This is a genomic window from Shewanella sp. KCT, assembly GCF_007636505.1.
Taxonomy (GTDB): domain Bacteria; phylum Pseudomonadota; class Gammaproteobacteria; order Enterobacterales; family Shewanellaceae; genus Shewanella; species Shewanella halotolerans.
Map to the genome: position 1 here is coordinate 125559 of NZ_LVDJ01000005.1, position 16222 is coordinate 141780.

Below are 16222 nucleotides of genomic sequence, written 5' to 3' on the forward strand. Positions count from 1 at the left end.
CTCCATCATTCGAGTAGGGTTGGCCGGTCTATGCCAGCTTGTTTTTGTTTTATCTGCATGATAGGCAGAGGCCCGATTGTAACTTAAGCGGAATTGAATGTGTGAGGAAGATCGCGAAAATCGTGAAAAAAAGAGGATGCGCACAGGCATCCTCTATTAATCATGAATTTAAGCCGATGATTTACTGCTGAGTATCGGCCTTGGGGGCGTTTTTGAATAGCGCCTCGATATCGATAGAATCGAAGCTGTAGCTGCTGTTGCAGTATTCACAGCCCATCTCGATCTTGCCCTGTTCGGCCAGGATGGCGTCCAGCTCCTCTTTGGCTACCGTCTTGAGTGCCTGACCGCTACGCTCGCGTGAGCAGGTACAGGAGAAGGTGACTTCGATAGGATCGAACAGGCGAACCTCTTCCTGGTGATACAGACGGTGCAGCACCTCTGTGGCTTCCAGCTCGAATAGCTCTTCGGCCTTGATGGTGCTGGTCAGCTGCTCGAGATGTTCGAACTCTTCGTTGTGCTCGTCCTCACCCGGTAGAACCTGAAGCAACATGCCGGCAGCCTGCTTGCCGTTGGCAAAGAGGCGGATGGCGGTAGGCAGCTGCTCAGATTGCAGGAAGTATTGCTCCAGGCATTCGGCCAGAGTTTCCTTCTCCAGCGCCACTACGCCTTGATAACGCTCGCCGTTGTTGGGCGTCAGGGTGATCACCATGTGTCCCTGGCCCATCAGCTGTTGCAGGCTGGCCTCTTTGGCGACTTCGCCTTCCCAGCGCGCGACACCGCGCAGCTGCTGCAGATTGTTGCCATTGATCACCGCCAGGGATACCGGGCCGTTGCCCTGTACCTGGACGCTGATGTCGCCATCAAATTTCAGTGTGGCGGTGAGTAAAGAGGTGGCCGCCATCAGTTCGCCCAGCAGACGGGCAATGGCCTCAGGGTAGGTGTGGGCCGACAAGATCTCTTGATAGCTTTTCTCTAGCTGTACGATTTGTCCGCGCACATCGGCGTTGTCGAATAGGTAACGGTTTAAGATATCTTTACTCATTTGTGTCTCACAGTTAGCTTTCTTTAAAGCGTATTAGTTGGCGACGCTGTTTCTTGTCTGGCTTGGTATCCGGCGCGGGATTGTTGAGCACATTCAAGCGTCTTGCCTCGGCATAGGTCTCGCGTTTGGCTATGCTTTCTGGCGTCTCTTCATATAAGGTTTGGGCGACCACCGCCTTCTGGCGCTGCTCGGATAATTTTTTTATGACGATCTCTTTTTCGTCATATCCTTGTCGTAATCTAATCACGGCGTCGACTTCGGCCAGCTTACTCGACTTAGTGCGCTGGCCATTGTAGTGTACCTTACCGCCGTTGATCATCTCTTTGGCGATTGCACGCGTCTTGTAGAAGCGGGCGGCCCACAGCCACTTGTCGAGCCGAACGCCAAGCTCTTTCTCTGAGGTCATGGTGATCAGGTCTCCTTAGGTGTATAAAGATGTGCAAGCTCACAGGCTGAAAAAATAGTCCATACTTGTCGTTAGCCAACAGATGAGATAGCGACAGACCTCACACCCTTTTTAGGCGCGTAAAGTTAGCATAAATCGGCTCTATAGGCCAATAAAGAGACTGTTATGGGCTTGTTGCGATTAGCTGTGTAGGTTAGCATGAGCCACAGCTAGGAAATTATCATAATCAGATTAGAGGCCTGCAAAGAGGGTCCACAATAATATGGATTTATTAGACAAAGTAATATCTAAGGCCTCTGCCGTACCGCAGAAGCCTCTGAGTTCGGCCGTATTCTGGCTCGGTTTGATTATCGCTATCTATCTATTGGCGCAGATCACATGGAAGTTGGTGCCCGTCGCAGAAACCCCACAAAAATGGCAGGCGACCCCTGTCTCCAGCAGTCAGTCATCGTCTCAGGTGAATGTCTCTACGCTGCAAGCGTTAGCCCTCTTCGGTAAGGCAGATCCTAATTCGGATAAGCCCAAGCCCGTGGTGGAAGAGAAGATCACCGATGCCCCTAAGACCTCGCTGTCGATTCAGTTGACCGGGGTGGTTGCCTCGACCGCAGAGCAACATGGGCTGGCGGTGATCGAGTCGGGCGGCAGCCAGAACACCTATAGCTTGGGCGATAAGATCAAGGGCACCTCGGCTTCGCTTAAAGAGGTGTATGCCGATCGCATCATCATCTCCAACAGTGGTCGCTATGAGACCCTGATGCTCGATGGCCTCAAGTATGAGACCCAGGGGGCAGCCAATAGCCAGTTGCAAGAGGCACGTTCCTCTCGCGATGTGCGCACCATAGATAAGCGTAGCAACAGCGCCGTCTCCAGAGAGCTGGAAGAGTCGCGCGACGCCCTGCTGGAAGATCCCAGCAAGATCACAGATTACCTTGCTATCTCACCAGTCAACGTCGGCGGCGAGCTGCAGGGATATCGCCTGAATCCGGGCAAGGACAGACAATTATTTGAACAGGCTGGCTTTAAGGCCAACGATTTAGCAAAATCAATGAACGGCTATGATCTGACTGATATGAGCCAAGCATTGGAAGTGATGGCGCAGTTGCCAGAATTGACCGAAATTTCTCTGATGGTTGAAAGAGAGGGTCAGCTGGTTGAGATCATGTTTAGTTTGCCGCAATAAAAAGGGTTAGGGGAAGTCATTAATGAACAACAAGAAAATACGCCGCAATCTTATCGCGAGCGTCGTGATGGGCGCCTCGCTGTTAGCGCCACAAGTGGCGTGGTCGGAACAATACGCGGCTAATTTCAAGGGCACTGACATTCAGGAATTTATCAACATAGTTGGTAAGAACCTGAACCGGACTATCATCGTCGACCCTACCGTACGCGGCAAGATCAACGTACGCAGTTACGATCTGCTTAACGATGAGCAGTACTATCAATTCTTCCTTAACGTGTTGCAGGTCTATGGCTACGCTGTTGTCGAGATGGACAACAACATCATCAAGGTGATCAAGGACAAAGACGCCAAGACCTCGGCGATCCGCGTTGCCGACGACAACACCCCAGGCCTTGGCGATGAGATGGTGACCCGAATCGTCGCGCTCTACAACACAGAGGCGAAACAGCTTGCTCCCTTGCTGCGTCAGTTAAACGATAACGCAGGTGGCGGTAACGTGGTCAACTATGACCCGTCAAACGTATTGATGATCTCTGGCCGTGCGGCCGTGGTGAACAAGTTGGTGGAAATTGTTCGCCGCGTCGACAAGCAGGGTGATACCGAGGTGCAGGTTGTGCCGTTGGAATACGCCTCTGCCGGCGAGATGGTGCGCATTATCGACACCCTGTATCGCGCCAGTGCCAACCAGTCACAGCTACCGGGTCAGGCGCCTAAGGTGGTTGCCGACGAGCGTACCAATGCCGTGATCGTCAGCGGTGACGAGAAGAGTCGTCAGCGTGTAGTGACCCTGATTAAGAAATTGGATGCCGAGCAGGCGACCACAGGTAATACCAAGGTGCGTTACCTGCGTTACGCCAAGGCCGAAGACTTAGTGGAAGTGTTGACCGGCTTTGCCGAGAAGCTGGCCAAAGATCAGGATGGCGGTCAGGCCCAGGGTGGTCGCAGCAAGCGCCGCAACGAAATTAATATCATGGCCCATCCAGACACCAACGCCCTGGTGATCAGCGCCGAGCCGGATCAGATGCGCACCCTGGAGAGCGTCATCAACCAGTTAGATATTCGCCGCGCGCAGGTATTGGTGGAGGCCATTATCGTCGAGGTCGCCGAGGGTGACGATGTCGGTTTCGGTATCCAGTGGGCCACAGAGGCAGGTGGCGGTACCCAATTTAATAACCTAGGCCCTACTATCGGCGAGATCGGTGCCGGTATCTGGGCGGCGCAAGACGAGAAAGCGACTCAAACATGTACCGGCTCGGGTGATAACCTGACTTGTACCAAGAATCCAGATAAGAAGGGTGACATCACCCTGCTGGCCCAAGCGCTGGGTAAGGTGAACGGTATGGCCTGGGGTGTAGCCATGGGTGACTTCGGCGCCCTGATCCAGGCGGTGTCGAGCGATACCAAGTCGAACGTGCTGGCAACGCCTTCTATCACAACCCTGGATAACCAGGAAGCCTCCTTCATCGTCGGTGATGAGGTGCCCGTACTCACAGGTAGCCAAAACTCCAGCAATGGTAATAGCAACCCCTTCCAAACGGTCGAGCGTAAGGAAGTGGGCGTGAAGTTAAAAGTAGTGCCACAGATCAACGAAGGCACAACGGTTAAGCTCACCATCGAACAGGAAGTCTCAGGCATTAACGGTAAGACAGGGGTCGACGTAACCTTCGCGACCCGTCGCCTGACGACTACTGTGATGGCCGACTCAGGCCAGATCGTGGTGCTCGGTGGTCTGATCAACGAAGAGGTGCAGGAGAGCGTGCAGAAGGTGCCTTTCCTGGGCGATATCCCTATCTTAGGTCACCTGTTTAAGTCCTCTTCTAGCGGCAAGAAGAAGAAAAACCTCATGGTCTTCATCAAGCCGACCATCATACGCGATGGCCTGACCATGGAAGGCATTGCCGGTCGTAAGTACAACTACTTCCGTGCCCTGCAGCTCGAGCAGCAGGAGCGTGGCGTGAATCTGATGCCAAATACCAGCGTACCTATCCTGGAAGAGTGGAATCAGGAAGAGTACCTGCCGCCCGAAGTTAACGAAGTACTGCAGCGTTATAAGGATCGGAAGGGGTTAGAGACCAAGATGCGTGAAACCGATCCTGCGCTGAAACAGATCAACGAAAACAAGCAGCAAGATAAGCAAGATGAGTGATATCCAAGCCACGCAAAACGAGGAACTGGCCCAGGTAACGAGTGAACTCGGGCTAGCCTCGGAGGCCGAATCCGATGAGGTATTTCACTCAAGCAGCCGGGATCGTCTGCCCTTCGCCTTCGCCCACAGATTCGAGTTGGTGCTGGAGAAGGACGACGAAGCGGGATTAACCCTGTACCACACAATCAACACGCCTATCGACGCTATGTTGGAGGTGCGCCGTTACACAGGAAAAGAGCTGGCGCTGGCACAGCTGGAGCCCTCTGTATTCGAGGCCAAGCTGACCCAGGTCTATCAGGCCAACTCTTCCGAGGCGCAGCAGCTGATGGAAGATATCGGCAACGAGATGGATCTGTTTACCCTGGCCGAGGAGCTGCCACAGACCGAAGATCTGCTAGAGGGTGACGATGATGCACCTATCATCAAGCTGATCAACGCGCTCCTGTCCGAGGCGATCAAAGAGGAAGCCTCGGATATCCATATCGAGACCTACGAGAAGCAGCTGGTGGTGCGTTTTCGCGTCGACGGCGTGCTCAAAGAGGTGCTCAAGCCTAATCGTAAGCTCTCCTCGCTGCTAGTCTCACGTATCAAGGTAATGGCGCGTCTGGATATCGCCGAGAAGCGGGTGCCGCAGGATGGCCGTATCTCGCTGCGTATCGCCGGTCGTGCGGTGGACGTGCGTGTTTCGACCATGCCTTCCAGCCACGGCGAGCGCGTGGTGCTGCGTCTGCTGGATAAGAATGCCGGCAACCTGGATCTTAAACAGCTGGGGATGACAGATGAGATACGTCATCAGTTCGACGAGCTGATTCGCAAGCCCCACGGCATCATCCTGGTCACAGGCCCTACGGGCTCGGGTAAGAGTACCACCCTGTATGCGGGTCTGACCGAGATCAACTCCATCGACACTAACATACTGACCGTTGAAGACCCGATTGAATATGAACTGCCTGGCATAGGCCAGACTCAGGTCAATACCAAGGTCGACATGACCTTCGCCCGTGGCCTGAGGGCCATACTGCGTCAAGACCCGGATGTGGTGATGATAGGTGAGATCCGTGACCTGGAAACCGCGCAGATCGCGGTGCAGGCCTCGCTAACGGGTCACTTGGTTATCTCCACCCTGCACACCAATACCGCCTCGGGCGCTATCACGCGTCTGCAGGACATGGGCGTCGAGCCCTTCCTGGTCTCCTCGAGTCTGCTCGGGGTGCTGGCGCAGCGCCTGATCCGTACCCTGTGTCCTAGTTGTAAGACAGAGCACACGCCGGACTTGCGTGAGCGCGAGCTTTTGGGGATCAGCGAAGACGATCCACGCACCATCTACCGGGCGACCGGCTGTTCTGCCTGTGGCCACAATGGCTACCGTGGCCGTACCGGTATCCACGAGCTGCTGCTGGTGGACGACTATGTACGCGAGCTGATCCACACGGGTCGCGGCGAGCTGGCCATCGAGAAGCATATTCGTAAGACGGTACCTAGCATTCGCCATGACGGCATGATCAAAGTCCTCGCCGGGGTGACTACGCTGGAAGAAGTGCTGCGCGTCACTCGCGAGGAGTAGCCATGCCAGCATTTGAGTACAAGGCGTTAAACGCCCAGGGCAAACAGCAGAAAGGGGTTGTCGAGGCCGATACGGCTCGCCATGCCAGGGGGCAACTGCGCGAGCTGCGTCTGATGCCGCTGGAGATCACCCCTGTGGTCGAGAAGGAAGCCAAGGCCAAAAGCGGCGGCTTCAGCTTCAAGCGTGGCATCTCGGTCGCCGAGCTGGCGCTGATCACCCGTCAGATCGCCACCCTGGTGGCCGCCGGCCTGCCGGTAGAAGAGGCCCTCAAGGCCGTGGGTCAGCAGTGTGAAAAGGATCGTCTCGCCAGTATGGTGATGGCGGTGCGCTCTCGCGTGGTCGAGGGTTACAGCCTGGCCGATTCCATGGCCGAATTTCCCCATATCTTCGACGATCTTTACCGGGCCATGGTTGCCTCGGGCGAGAAATCGGGCCATCTCGAGGTGGTGCTCAACCGCCTCGCCGACTATACCGAGCGTCGCCAGCAGTTAAAGACCAAGATGACCCAGGCGATGATCTATCCCATCGTTTTGACCCTGGTTGCCATCAGCGTGATCGCCATCCTGCTGGCCGCCGTGGTGCCTCAGGTGGTGGGTCAGTTCGAACATATGGGTCAGGAACTGCCCTGGACCACACAGTTTTTGATCGCCTCATCGGATTTTGTTCGCGACTATGGCCTGATCGTCATAGGCGTCATCATCGCCTTGGTGGTGGGCGCCAAGCAGCTGCTACGCAGCGCGGCTAACAGGATGAAGTTCGATACCGCAATATTAAAGATGCCGGTTGTCGGCCGGGTGAGTAAGGGCTTGAATACGGCGCGTTTTGCACGCACCCTGAGTATCCTTACTGCCAGTTCGGTGCCTCTGCTCGATGCCATGCGTATCGCCAGCGAGGTCTTGATGAATGTCCGGGTACGGGCGGCGGTCGAAGAGGCCACCGCCAGGGTACGTGAAGGTACTAGCCTAGGCGCGGCACTCGCCAATACTAAACTTTTTCCCCCGATGATGCTCTATATGATCACCTCGGGTGAAAAGAGTGGTCAGCTGGAGCAGATGCTTGAGCGCGCCGCCGACAACCAAGACAGAGAATTTGAGTCTAACGTCAACATCGCCCTTGGGGTGTTCGAACCCATGCTGGTGGTCAGCATGGCTGCCGTAGTGCTGTTTATCGTCTTGGCGATTCTTCAGCCGATCTTAGAACTCAACAACATGATTAGTGGTTAACGCCCAGGCGTTTATCACCAACTGCCGTCCTAGCCGCAGATGTTAGGGCATTTTTTATAGAGGAAGTATTAATGCAAGCAAGAAACAAGCAAAAAGGTTTTACCCTACTGGAAGTCATGGTGGTTATCGTTATCTTAGGGATCCTTGCTTCTATGGTTGTGCCTAACCTTATGGGCAACAAAGATAAAGCCGACATCCAGAAGGCGGTATCTGACATTGTTGCACTGGAAAATGCCTTGGACATGTATCGTCTGGACAACAGCGTCTATCCGACGACAGAGCAGGGTCTCGAAGCCCTGGTACAGAAGCCGACTATCTCACCCGAGCCGCGTAACTACCGCGCCGACGGTTATGTGAAGCGCCTGCCACAGGACCCATGGCGTAACGATTACCTGCTATTGAGCCCAGGCGAGCAGGGTAAGATCGACATCTTCAGTGCCGGTCCTGACGGTCAACCGGGTACCGAAGATGATATCGGTAACTGGAATCTACAAGATTTCCAATAAGCCTTAAGACGAGTCTGTTTATGCGTGGCGTCCGCCAATTCGGTTTCACCCTGCTAGAGGTCCTGCTGGTCGTCTTGCTGATGGGATTGGCTGCCGCCGCGGTGACTTATACCACGAGCGGCGCCGATCAACACAAGGCGCTGGAGCGTACGGCCCGCCAGTTTATGGCGGCCACCGAGCTGGTGTTGGATGAGACCATACTCAGCGGCCATTTCATCGGCATCGTCATCGATAAGCAGCGCTACGAGTTTGTGGTCTACGATGAGGGCAAATGGAAGCCGCTGCAACAAGATCGCCTGCTGGCGGCCAAAGAGATGGAGCCTGGGGTTGAGATGGAGTTGGTGCTCGATGGTCTGCCCCTGACCCAGGAAGATGAAGAGGATGAGTCCTGGTTCGATGAGCCACTTATCGAACCCAGCGAAGAAGAGAAGAAAAAGTTTCCCGAGCCTCAGGTGCTGCTGTTTCCTAGCGGCGAGATGAGCGTCTTCGAGCTGACCTTCGTCGGTAAAGATGAGCGTGGCCAGGAGATTGAGGCCCTGGTGGTTGGCGATGCCTTAGGCCGCCTGACCCTGGGCAGAGAGGATGGATTCGATGAGTAAGCGCAGGCTAGGCCTGAGTCTCACGGGCAGACGCCGTAGCGCCGGCATGACCCTGCTCGAGGTGATCGTGGCCCTCATGGTGTTTGCCATCGCTGCCGTCTCCATCACCAAGAGCCTGGGTGAGCAGATGGCCAACATGCCGATCCTCGAGGAGCGCACCCTGGCTCAGTGGGTGGCCAGCAATCAGATGGTGGATGCCCGCCTGGAGAAGAAATTTCCAGATCTCGGCCGTAAAGACGGCAGCGTCGAACTGGCGGGAAAAGAGTGGTATTGGCGCAAAGAGGTGGTGAAAACCACAGATGACAATTTTCGAATGATACGCATCAGTGTCAGTGACGATGAGCGCTATAAGCGCATCATCGCCCAAGTGAGCAGTTATGTGCTTAAGCAAGACTAAGCGGGCACAGGGCTTTACCCTGCTGGAGATGCTGATCGCCATCGCCATCTTCGCCATGCTGGGGCTGGCGGCGAATGCCGTGCTCAGCACTGTGATGAAAAACGATGAGGTCACCGCCGAGTTTGCCCAGCGGCTCAAGTCGTTGCAACAGGGTTTCGGTGCCCTGGAGCGGGATTTTGGTCAGATGGTGGCCCGAACTCCGCGTCTGCTAGAAGGCGGGCGTGGCTCGACAGTGATTCAGACCGGCAAAGACCTGTTCGATTCAGAGTCTGAGGCCATCGTCTTTTACCGTATCGGCTGGTTGAATCCTGACGGGCTCTTGCCCCGGGGCAGCCTGCAGTCGGTGGCCTATGTGGTGCAGGAAAACAACCTGGAGCGTTGGTATTTTCCCTATCCCGAGCCGGAGTTTGGCGCCGAGCCGATTAAGACTGTGGTGATTAAAAACGTCCTTTCGGTGGAGTATTCCTTCTATGTCGAGGACAAATGGCAGCGTAAGTTTGATGCTACTAGCCTGCCCAAGGCGATCGCCATGGAAATTGAGGTGGAAGGCCTGGGCAAGGTACAGCGCAAGTTCCTGTTACCTTTGGGAGCTATGCTGAGTGAAAATGGCTCGGGCAACAACAACGGTAACAATAACGGTAATAACAACGGCAACAACAAGGGTAATAACGGCGGCAATAACAACGGCAACAACTCGGGCGGTAATAATACGGGTGGCAACAACAGTGGCGGTGCCGGTGGCAAGGAAGATGACGATGAATAGCTTGCCAGGAAAGCAGCGTGGGGTCGCGCTGATAGTCGTCTTGTTGATCGTGGCCATGATCGCCATCATAGCCACCAACATCAACAGCCGTAACCAGATCTCTGTGCGCCGCACCATCAACCTGGCGCAGTATGATCAGGCCTATTGGTATGCGATCTCGGCCGAAGAGCTGGCCAAGAAGGTGTTGAAACAAGATTTGGACGATGCCGATGACGGCAAGGTGCATCGCCAGCAATATTGGGCCCAAGCCGATGTGGTGTTTCCCGCCGAGCAAGGTGAGATAGGAGGTCGTATCAGCGATCTGCAGGCCTGTTTCAACCTAAACGCCCTGGCGATCGAGACCACAGAGGTGGAAAACGGCCAACCCAAGCTGCCGCTGGCGGCGGTACAATTAAAGGGACTGTTGGTGGCGCTGGGGATGGATGACTTCTCCGCCGAGCGCCTGACTCATACGCTGAAAGATTATATCGATGAGGATACGGTCGCCAGCCCGTTCGGTGCCGAAGATGCCGACTATGAGTCGCGCACCGTGCCTTACCGAGCGGCAAACACCCTGATGAGCCATCGCAGCGAGCTGCGAGCGGTGATCGGCTTTAGCCAGGAGGTCTACCTCAAGTTGGCGCCTTATATCTGCATTATCCCCGGATATGACCGGCAGGTGTTGAACGTCAACACTGTAGAGGTGGAGCAGGCGGCGCTGCTGGCGGGCATGTTTGATAATAAGATCAGCGTGGGCGAGGCCGAAAGCATCATTAATCAGCGCCCGGGTGACGGCTATGACAGCCTGGATGACTTCTGGTCTAATGGTTCTATCTCAGGGCTGCGTCAGGACAAAAATCTGGAGTCGAGTTTTAGCCTCAAGAGTCAGTATTTTCTGCTGGAGGCGGGCGCTAAGGTTGATAGCGCCACCTTCAGGATGCAAAGTGTATTACGTGTGGGCGGTAACAACCAGCTGGACGTCTTGACCCGTCAATATGGCGGCCAAAAATAATCTCTTAGGTGGGCAGCGCTCGTCTAGGCTAATAAAAGGACAAGCTCATCGAGAGCAACTTAATGAGACTTGTGGAGAAAGACATTGAGTGAAAGATTATTTATCCGATTAGGAAGAAGCGCGGAGCAGAGCTGCTCTTGGCTGGTATGGTCGGAGCAAGAGCAGGAGATCATCGCCTCGGGAGAGCTGAGCGACGCCCAGGGGCTGTCGACCCTGACCGAGCGCGCCGGCAACCGTCCGGTGGATATTCTGGTGCCCGCCTCAGCCATTACCCTCACCTCGGTGCAGCTACCGGAAAAGGGGCAGCGTCAGGCGCTCAAGGCCCTGCCTTTCATGCTGGAAGAGACCCTGGCCGAGAATGTCGATGAACTGCATTTTGTCCCCGGCCCCCGCAATGGCGAGTCGCTGAGTGTTGCCGTGGTGGCTCACGAGCAGATGCAGACCTGGCTCTCCTGGTTGAGCGAGGCCGGTATCAAGGCGCGTCAACTGGTGCCCGACTGTCTGGCGCTGCCGCTACAGGAATGCCAGTGGGCGGCGATGAAATTTGGCCCGGATTACCTGCTGCGTACCAGCACGGGTAGCGGTGTCAGCCTGGATGCCAGCTGGTTCCAGGCGGCCCTGCCAAGACTCGCCGAGGCCCAGGAAGAGACGCCTATCACCCTGGCCAGCTACAGCGATCTGGATATTCAAGGGGTCGAGGTCAAGCCTCAACCGCTGGACCTGCCTATGTTGGTGTTGGCCAAGGGGATCCTCAACGCGCCATTAAATCTGCTCAGCGGTATCTATACCCCTAAGCGCGAATACAGCAAGCATCTGCTTTTATGGCGTAATGCCGCTATCGTCATCCTGGTGGCCCTGGTGTTGGCCCTGGTCAACAAGGGACTCAATATCCATCAGATGAACGTCGAGCGTGAAGGCCTGCAGCAGCAGACCGGTGAGATCTTCAAGCAGGTGATGGGCAGCTCGCGCATGGTGAATGTGCGCTCACAGATGGAGAGTCAGCTACGCACACTGCAAGGCGCGGGCGGCGGCATGGCCTTCTTCACCATGCTAGACGATCTTGCCGTTGGTTTCGATAAGGTGCCTGAGCTTAAGCCGACCAGTCTGCGTTTCGACGGCGGCCGTAATGAGCTGCGCATGCAGATCACCGCCAAGAGTTATGCCCAGATCGAACAGTTTAAGGAGCTTATCTCGCCTCACTTCCAGGTGGATTCTGGCGCCATGAACAGCGGCGAAGATGAAGTGACCAGTACCTTAACCCTGAGGAGCAAGTAAGATGGACAACATTAAGACGTGGTGGAATGGCTTAGTGTTGCGCGAGCAGCAGCTCGTGGCGGCTTGCGCCATAGTGTTGGTGCTCGGCATTTTCTACTGGGGGATCTGGACGCCTATCAGCCAAGCCGAAGAGGATGCCCAGCGCAACCTGACGGCTCAGGAGAGCACGCTTAACTATGTGAAGCAGACGGCCAACAAGATAGCCGGTCTCAAGCAAAGCGGCGGTAAGAAGGGCTTCTCCGGCAGTCTCAGCGCCGTTGTGACCCAGAGCGCTAAAAGCTATGGCCTGGAGATCACCCGCATGCAGCCCCAGGGTAACAAGATCCAAGTGTGGATGGACGAGGTGCCCTTCGATTCGCTCTTGGATTACCTGAGCGATCTGGTACAACAGAAGGGGCTTTCCCTGGAGAATATCGATCTGGCCGATGGTGAGACCGAAGGCTTCGTTAAGGTGCGTCGCATCCAGTTCTCGCAGTAACAAAGTAGTAAGGGTTTTTTGTGAGTCTAGTGAAAAAAATTGTTATCGGCGTTTTCGTCTATCTGGTGTTTCTGATCGCCCTGTTTCCGGCGAGTCTGGCGGTTAAGTTAGCGCCCCTGCCTAAACAGGTGAGCGCCTCTGGGATCTCTGGCACCATCTGGTCCGGTGAGATTGATAGCTTAATGCTGCAGAAGCGTCGCCTGGAGCAGGTTAGCTGGCAGCTGAGCCCATGGGGCCTGCTGACGGGCAGGGCTAACATCGACTTCGTAGTGGGCAGCCGCGCTACCGCCGTAAACGGTAAGGGTTTCGTGAGCCTGTCCATGTCTGGTATCGATGCCAGCGGCGTGCGTTTCGACGCGCCGAGCGAGTTCCTGGTAGGTAACACGCGTCTGCCGTTTCGTACCCAGGTGGGGGGCAACTTCAGCCTGATGCTGCAAGACCTGGAGCAGGGCGTGCCCTGGTGTCAACAGCTCACGGGTAAACTCTTTGCCCAGCAGTTGCAGGTGAATAACCAGTTCGGCAAGTATCCTCTGGGTGATGTCGCCGTGGCGCTGAGCTGTGTCGATGGCAACATCAAGGTGCAGACGGATGACAGCATGAATGCCTTAGGCCTCAGTGGCCATGCGCTGCTTAAGGCCGACAAGCTGGTGCAGGTAACCGCCAAGATCAAAGAGACAGAGGCGCAGCCCGACGATCTTAAGCAGGCGCTAAGCTTCCTCGGTAAGCGCGACAGCCAGGGCTACTACCCGATCAACTATCAGGGACGGGTTCCCGGCCTCTAGTGGTTAAGATTAAGATATAAAAAAGCCCCTCTATGGGGCTTTTTTAATGGCTACTTATCTTTAGCAAAAGATCAGCGTTTAGGCCTGATTGTCGGTCATGCCCTGCTGTATCACGCGCTGGCGATATTCCAGCAGGCTGAAGACGCCAAAGAGCATGACACTCAGGTAATGGCCGAAACCTATGGTCATCAGCGGCTTAAACAGGGTGCGGAAGATCAGCGTCTGCAGGCCGTGCATCACCAGGGTGATCCCAAGCAGTAGCGTCAGCAGCATGCCTATGTTGCCTTCTGCCGGGACAAACAGGTTGTAGAGCATCACGGCCCAGGCAAATAGGGTGATCCCCTTGCCGATAAGAATGACCATTTTCATTATTCTGCCTCCGGACGCTCTACTCGATAAAGACGATAGGTCACCTGACCGGCCTGTTTCTCCTTGAGAGGAAGCCAGTGGCCAGGCAAGTTTAGCGGCGGATGCTCACGCTCCGTCTCCACATAGACCAGCGCATCCTCATTGAGCCATGCCTGGGCATTCAGGCCGTCGATACAGGCCTGGGCCAATCCCTTACGAAAGGGGGGATCGATGAAGACTACATCGAAGCCCTCGGCGGGCGGCGTCTTGAGATGCACTAAGGTGTCGCCCTGTACCACCTCGGCGCAGTCGCATTTGAGGGTGGCAAGGTTCTGCTTGAGCTGTTTGGCCGCGCCGGCCTGTAGCTCGAATACCTTGGCATACTTGGCGTAGCGAGAGAGCGCCTCGAAGCAGAGGGCGCCGCTGCCGCCGAAGCAGTCGAGCACGCGGGCACCGGGAAGATCCCCCGCGATCCAGTTAAACAGGGTTTCCCTGACTCTGTCTGTGGTGGGCCTTAGCCCCTCGAGATCTTGTATCGGGAGTTTTCTGGAGCGCCATTGTCCGGCGATGATCCTCACCTGTCCGCTTGCGGGTCGATTTCTTGCCATTTTCTACCTGTATTTTGTGGATTCATTTAGCGGAATTTGGCCTGACCAGATTAAGTGTTAGACTGTTGCGCTAAATTGAGGTCGCTATTTTAACGTAAAGCATAATAAAAAGGTGTAAAGCCCGGGGCATTAGCGAAAAAAATGCCGTGTTTTTCTGCGTCAATAGCCTAGCTATCTGGTTATAATAACGGGCGCAAAACGACTTTATAGCGAATTTTGAATCAGTTAGTTGAGTACTGGTATTACACATGGCAAAAAAAGGTTTTTTTTCTTGGTTCCGCAAAGATAAATCTGAGCAGGAAGCGGCGGCACCAGAAGTAGAAGTTTCGACCCAGGCAGAAGCCGAACAGGCTAGCGTCGAAGAAGATAATGCACGCCTAGCTGCCGAGCAGGCAGAGCAGGCAGAGCAGGCAGAGCAGGCAGAGCAGGCAGAGCAGCAACGCCTAGCTGCCGAGCAGACAGAGCAGCAACGTATAGCCGAGGAGCAGGCTCGCGTCGAAGCGGAGAACGCCCGTCTGGCTGCCGAACAGGCCCGTCTCGAAGCAGAGAGTGAGCGTCTAGCTGCGGAACAAGCTGAGCTGGAGCGTTTAACTGCGGAGCAGGCTGAGCAGGAACGCATCGCCGAGGAGCAGGCCCGCGTCGAGGCAGAGAATGCCCGTCTTGCTGCCGAGCAGGTAGAGCAAGAGCGTTTAGCAGCCGAGCAGGCTGAGCAGCAACGCATCGCCGAGGAGCAGGCTCGCGTCGAGGCAGAGAATGCCCGTCTTGCTGCCGAGCAGGCTCGCGTCGAGGCAGAGAATGCCCGTCTTGCCGCCGAGCAGGCAGAGCAAGAACGCCTTGCAGCCGAGCAGGCAGAGCAGGAGCATCTAGCCGCTGAGCAAGCAGAACAGGCAGCGCAAGAGGAGCAGGTTGAACAACAGCCCGAGCCGCAGCAGAAGCCGACCAAAGAGGGTTTCTTTGCCCGCCTTAAACGCGGACTGAAGCGCACCAGTGAGAATATCGGTAGTGGTTTCATCGGCCTGTTCAAGGGCAAGAAGATCGATGATGAGCTGTTCGAAGAGCTGGAAGAGCAGCTGTTGATCGCCGATGTGGGGGTAGAAACTACCAGTCGCCTGATCGCCAGCCTGACCGAGCAGGCAAGCCGTAAGCAGCTGAAAGATGGCGAGGCCCTCTATGAGTTGATGCGCGAAGAGATGCAGAAGACTCTGGAGCCGGTGAGCATTCCTCTGGTGCCGGAAAACAGTGACGGACCTTTCGTTATTCTTATGGTCGGCGTTAACGGCGTGGGTAAGACCACCACCATTGGTAAGCTGGCCAAGCAGTATCAACAACAGGGCAAGTCGGTGATGTTGGCGGCGGGTGATACCTTCCGCGCCGCGGCCGTTGAGCAGCTGCAGGTCTGGGGTCAACGTAATGATATTCCTGTGATCGCCCAGCACACAGGTGCAGACAGTGCCTCGGTACTGTTCGATGCGCTGCAGGCGGCGCGTGCCCGTAAGATAGATATCTTGATCGCCGATACGGCGGGACGCCTACAGAACAAGGCCCATCTGATGGATGAGCTGAAGAAAGTGGTGCGTGTGATGAAGAAGCAAGATGAGAGCGCCCCTCATGAGGTGATGTTGACCCTGGATGCGAGTACGGGTCAGAATGCCATTAGCCAGGCGCAGCTGTTCAAAGAGGCGGTTGGCGTCACGGGTATCACCATGAGCAAGCTTGATGGCACGGCCAAGGGCGGGGTGATCTTCGCCATCGCCGATAAATTTGGCATCCCAATTAGGCACATAGGTGTCGGTGAGCAGATCGACGATCTAAGGCCTTTCGATGCGAAAGACTTTGTCGACGCCCTGTTCAGCCATGAGGATGATGCCAAGTAGCAAATGTCTGAACTAGGGCATAATGCCAGGGCCAGCCGAT

At 55.5% G+C, this 16222-nt stretch carries 17 protein-coding genes; 13 read left to right on the forward strand and 4 right to left on the reverse strand.

Going from position 1 to position 16222, the window contains the following annotated elements; genetic code table 11:
• Positions 1-181 precede the first annotated feature (181 nt).
• Together hslO and hslR are read right to left on the reverse strand one after the other, a co-directional pair.
• Positions 182-1042: an Hsp33 family molecular chaperone HslO gene (gene hslO / locus AYI87_RS09125; RefSeq protein WP_144201420.1), complete on the reverse strand. Its 861-nt coding sequence runs from the start codon at positions 1040-1042 to the stop codon at positions 182-184.
• 13 nt (positions 1043-1055) lie between these two features.
• Positions 1056-1448, reverse strand: coding sequence for a ribosome-associated heat shock protein Hsp15 (hslR, locus tag AYI87_RS09130; RefSeq protein ID WP_011867415.1), 393 nt, complete (start codon positions 1446-1448; stop codon positions 1056-1058).
• Between the two features lie 262 nt (positions 1449-1710).
• Here hslR and gspC point away from each other — a divergent pair, with 262 nt between their 5' ends.
• The 12 genes from gspC (at position 1711) to AYI87_RS09190 (ending at position 13352) form a co-directional block, all read left to right on the forward strand.
• Entirely contained in the window at positions 1711-2628 is a 918-nt protein-coding gene (gene gspC / locus AYI87_RS09135) for a type II secretion system protein GspC (protein ID WP_144201422.1), read from the forward strand.
• Between the two features lie 22 nt (positions 2629-2650).
• The gene (gspD, locus tag AYI87_RS09140; protein WP_144201424.1) at positions 2651-4774 is read left to right on the forward strand and encodes a type II secretion system secretin GspD; all 2124 of its coding nucleotides are present in this window, start codon (positions 2651-2653) and stop codon (positions 4772-4774) included.
• Positions 4767-6338 carry a type II secretion system ATPase GspE gene (gene gspE / locus AYI87_RS09145; protein ID WP_144201426.1) on the forward strand — a complete coding sequence of 524 codons (1572 nt, stop codon included), beginning with the start codon at positions 4767-4769 and terminating at the stop codon, positions 6336-6338. The genes gspD and gspE overlap by 8 nt, the downstream gene beginning before the upstream one ends.
• 2 nt (positions 6339-6340) lie before the next feature.
• Positions 6341-7561, forward strand: a complete 1221-nt coding sequence (gspF, locus tag AYI87_RS09150; protein WP_144201428.1) for a type II secretion system inner membrane protein GspF — start codon at positions 6341-6343, stop codon at positions 7559-7561.
• A gap of 71 nt (positions 7562-7632) precedes the next feature.
• The gene (gene gspG / locus AYI87_RS09155) at positions 7633-8067 is read left to right on the forward strand and encodes a type II secretion system major pseudopilin GspG (protein ID WP_011867410.1); all 435 of its coding nucleotides are present in this window, start codon (positions 7633-7635) and stop codon (positions 8065-8067) included.
• A gap of 20 nt (positions 8068-8087) precedes the next feature.
• Positions 8088-8666 carry a type II secretion system minor pseudopilin GspH gene (gene gspH / locus AYI87_RS09160; protein WP_144201430.1) on the forward strand — a complete coding sequence of 193 codons (579 nt, stop codon included), beginning with the start codon at positions 8088-8090 and terminating at the stop codon, positions 8664-8666.
• A complete protein-coding gene (gene gspI, locus AYI87_RS09165; RefSeq protein ID WP_144201432.1) occupies positions 8659-9063 on the forward strand; it encodes a type II secretion system minor pseudopilin GspI in 405 nt (134 codons plus the stop codon). Before gspH ends, gspI begins: the two co-directional genes overlap by 8 nt.
• Entirely contained in the window at positions 9044-9826 is a 783-nt protein-coding gene (gspJ, locus tag AYI87_RS09170) for a type II secretion system minor pseudopilin GspJ (protein ID WP_144201434.1), read from the forward strand. Before gspI ends, gspJ begins: the two co-directional genes overlap by 20 nt.
• On the forward strand, positions 9819-10817 hold the full coding sequence (gene gspK / locus AYI87_RS09175; protein ID WP_144201436.1) for a type II secretion system minor pseudopilin GspK: 999 nt from the start codon (positions 9819-9821) through the stop codon (positions 10815-10817). The genes gspJ and gspK overlap by 8 nt, the downstream gene beginning before the upstream one ends.
• A gap of 84 nt (positions 10818-10901) precedes the next feature.
• The gene (gene gspL, locus AYI87_RS09180) at positions 10902-12092 is read left to right on the forward strand and encodes a type II secretion system protein GspL (RefSeq protein ID WP_144201438.1); all 1191 of its coding nucleotides are present in this window, start codon (positions 10902-10904) and stop codon (positions 12090-12092) included.
• Position 12093: 1 nt separating this feature from the next.
• On the forward strand, positions 12094-12570 hold the full coding sequence (locus tag AYI87_RS09185; RefSeq protein WP_011867404.1) for a type II secretion system protein M: 477 nt from the start codon (positions 12094-12096) through the stop codon (positions 12568-12570).
• 20 nt (positions 12571-12590) lie between these two features.
• The gene (locus AYI87_RS09190; protein ID WP_144201440.1) at positions 12591-13352 is read left to right on the forward strand and encodes a type II secretion system protein N; all 762 of its coding nucleotides are present in this window, start codon (positions 12591-12593) and stop codon (positions 13350-13352) included.
• 78 nt (positions 13353-13430) lie between these two features.
• Here the strand turns inward: AYI87_RS09190 and AYI87_RS09195 are convergent, their stop codons facing one another.
• Both AYI87_RS09195 and rsmD read right to left on the reverse strand, forming a co-directional pair.
• Positions 13431-13721, reverse strand: a complete 291-nt coding sequence (locus AYI87_RS09195) for a DUF1145 domain-containing protein (protein ID WP_144201442.1) — start codon at positions 13719-13721, stop codon at positions 13431-13433.
• A complete protein-coding gene (rsmD, locus tag AYI87_RS09200) occupies positions 13721-14308 on the reverse strand; it encodes a 16S rRNA (guanine(966)-N(2))-methyltransferase RsmD (RefSeq protein WP_144201444.1) in 588 nt (195 codons plus the stop codon). Before rsmD ends, AYI87_RS09195 begins: the two co-directional genes overlap by 1 nt.
• A 248-nt stretch (positions 14309-14556) precedes the next feature.
• Here rsmD and ftsY point away from each other — a divergent pair, with 248 nt between their 5' ends.
• Positions 14557-16182, forward strand: a complete 1626-nt coding sequence (gene ftsY / locus AYI87_RS09205; protein WP_144201446.1) for a signal recognition particle-docking protein FtsY — start codon at positions 14557-14559, stop codon at positions 16180-16182.
• Positions 16183-16222 lie beyond the last annotated feature (40 nt).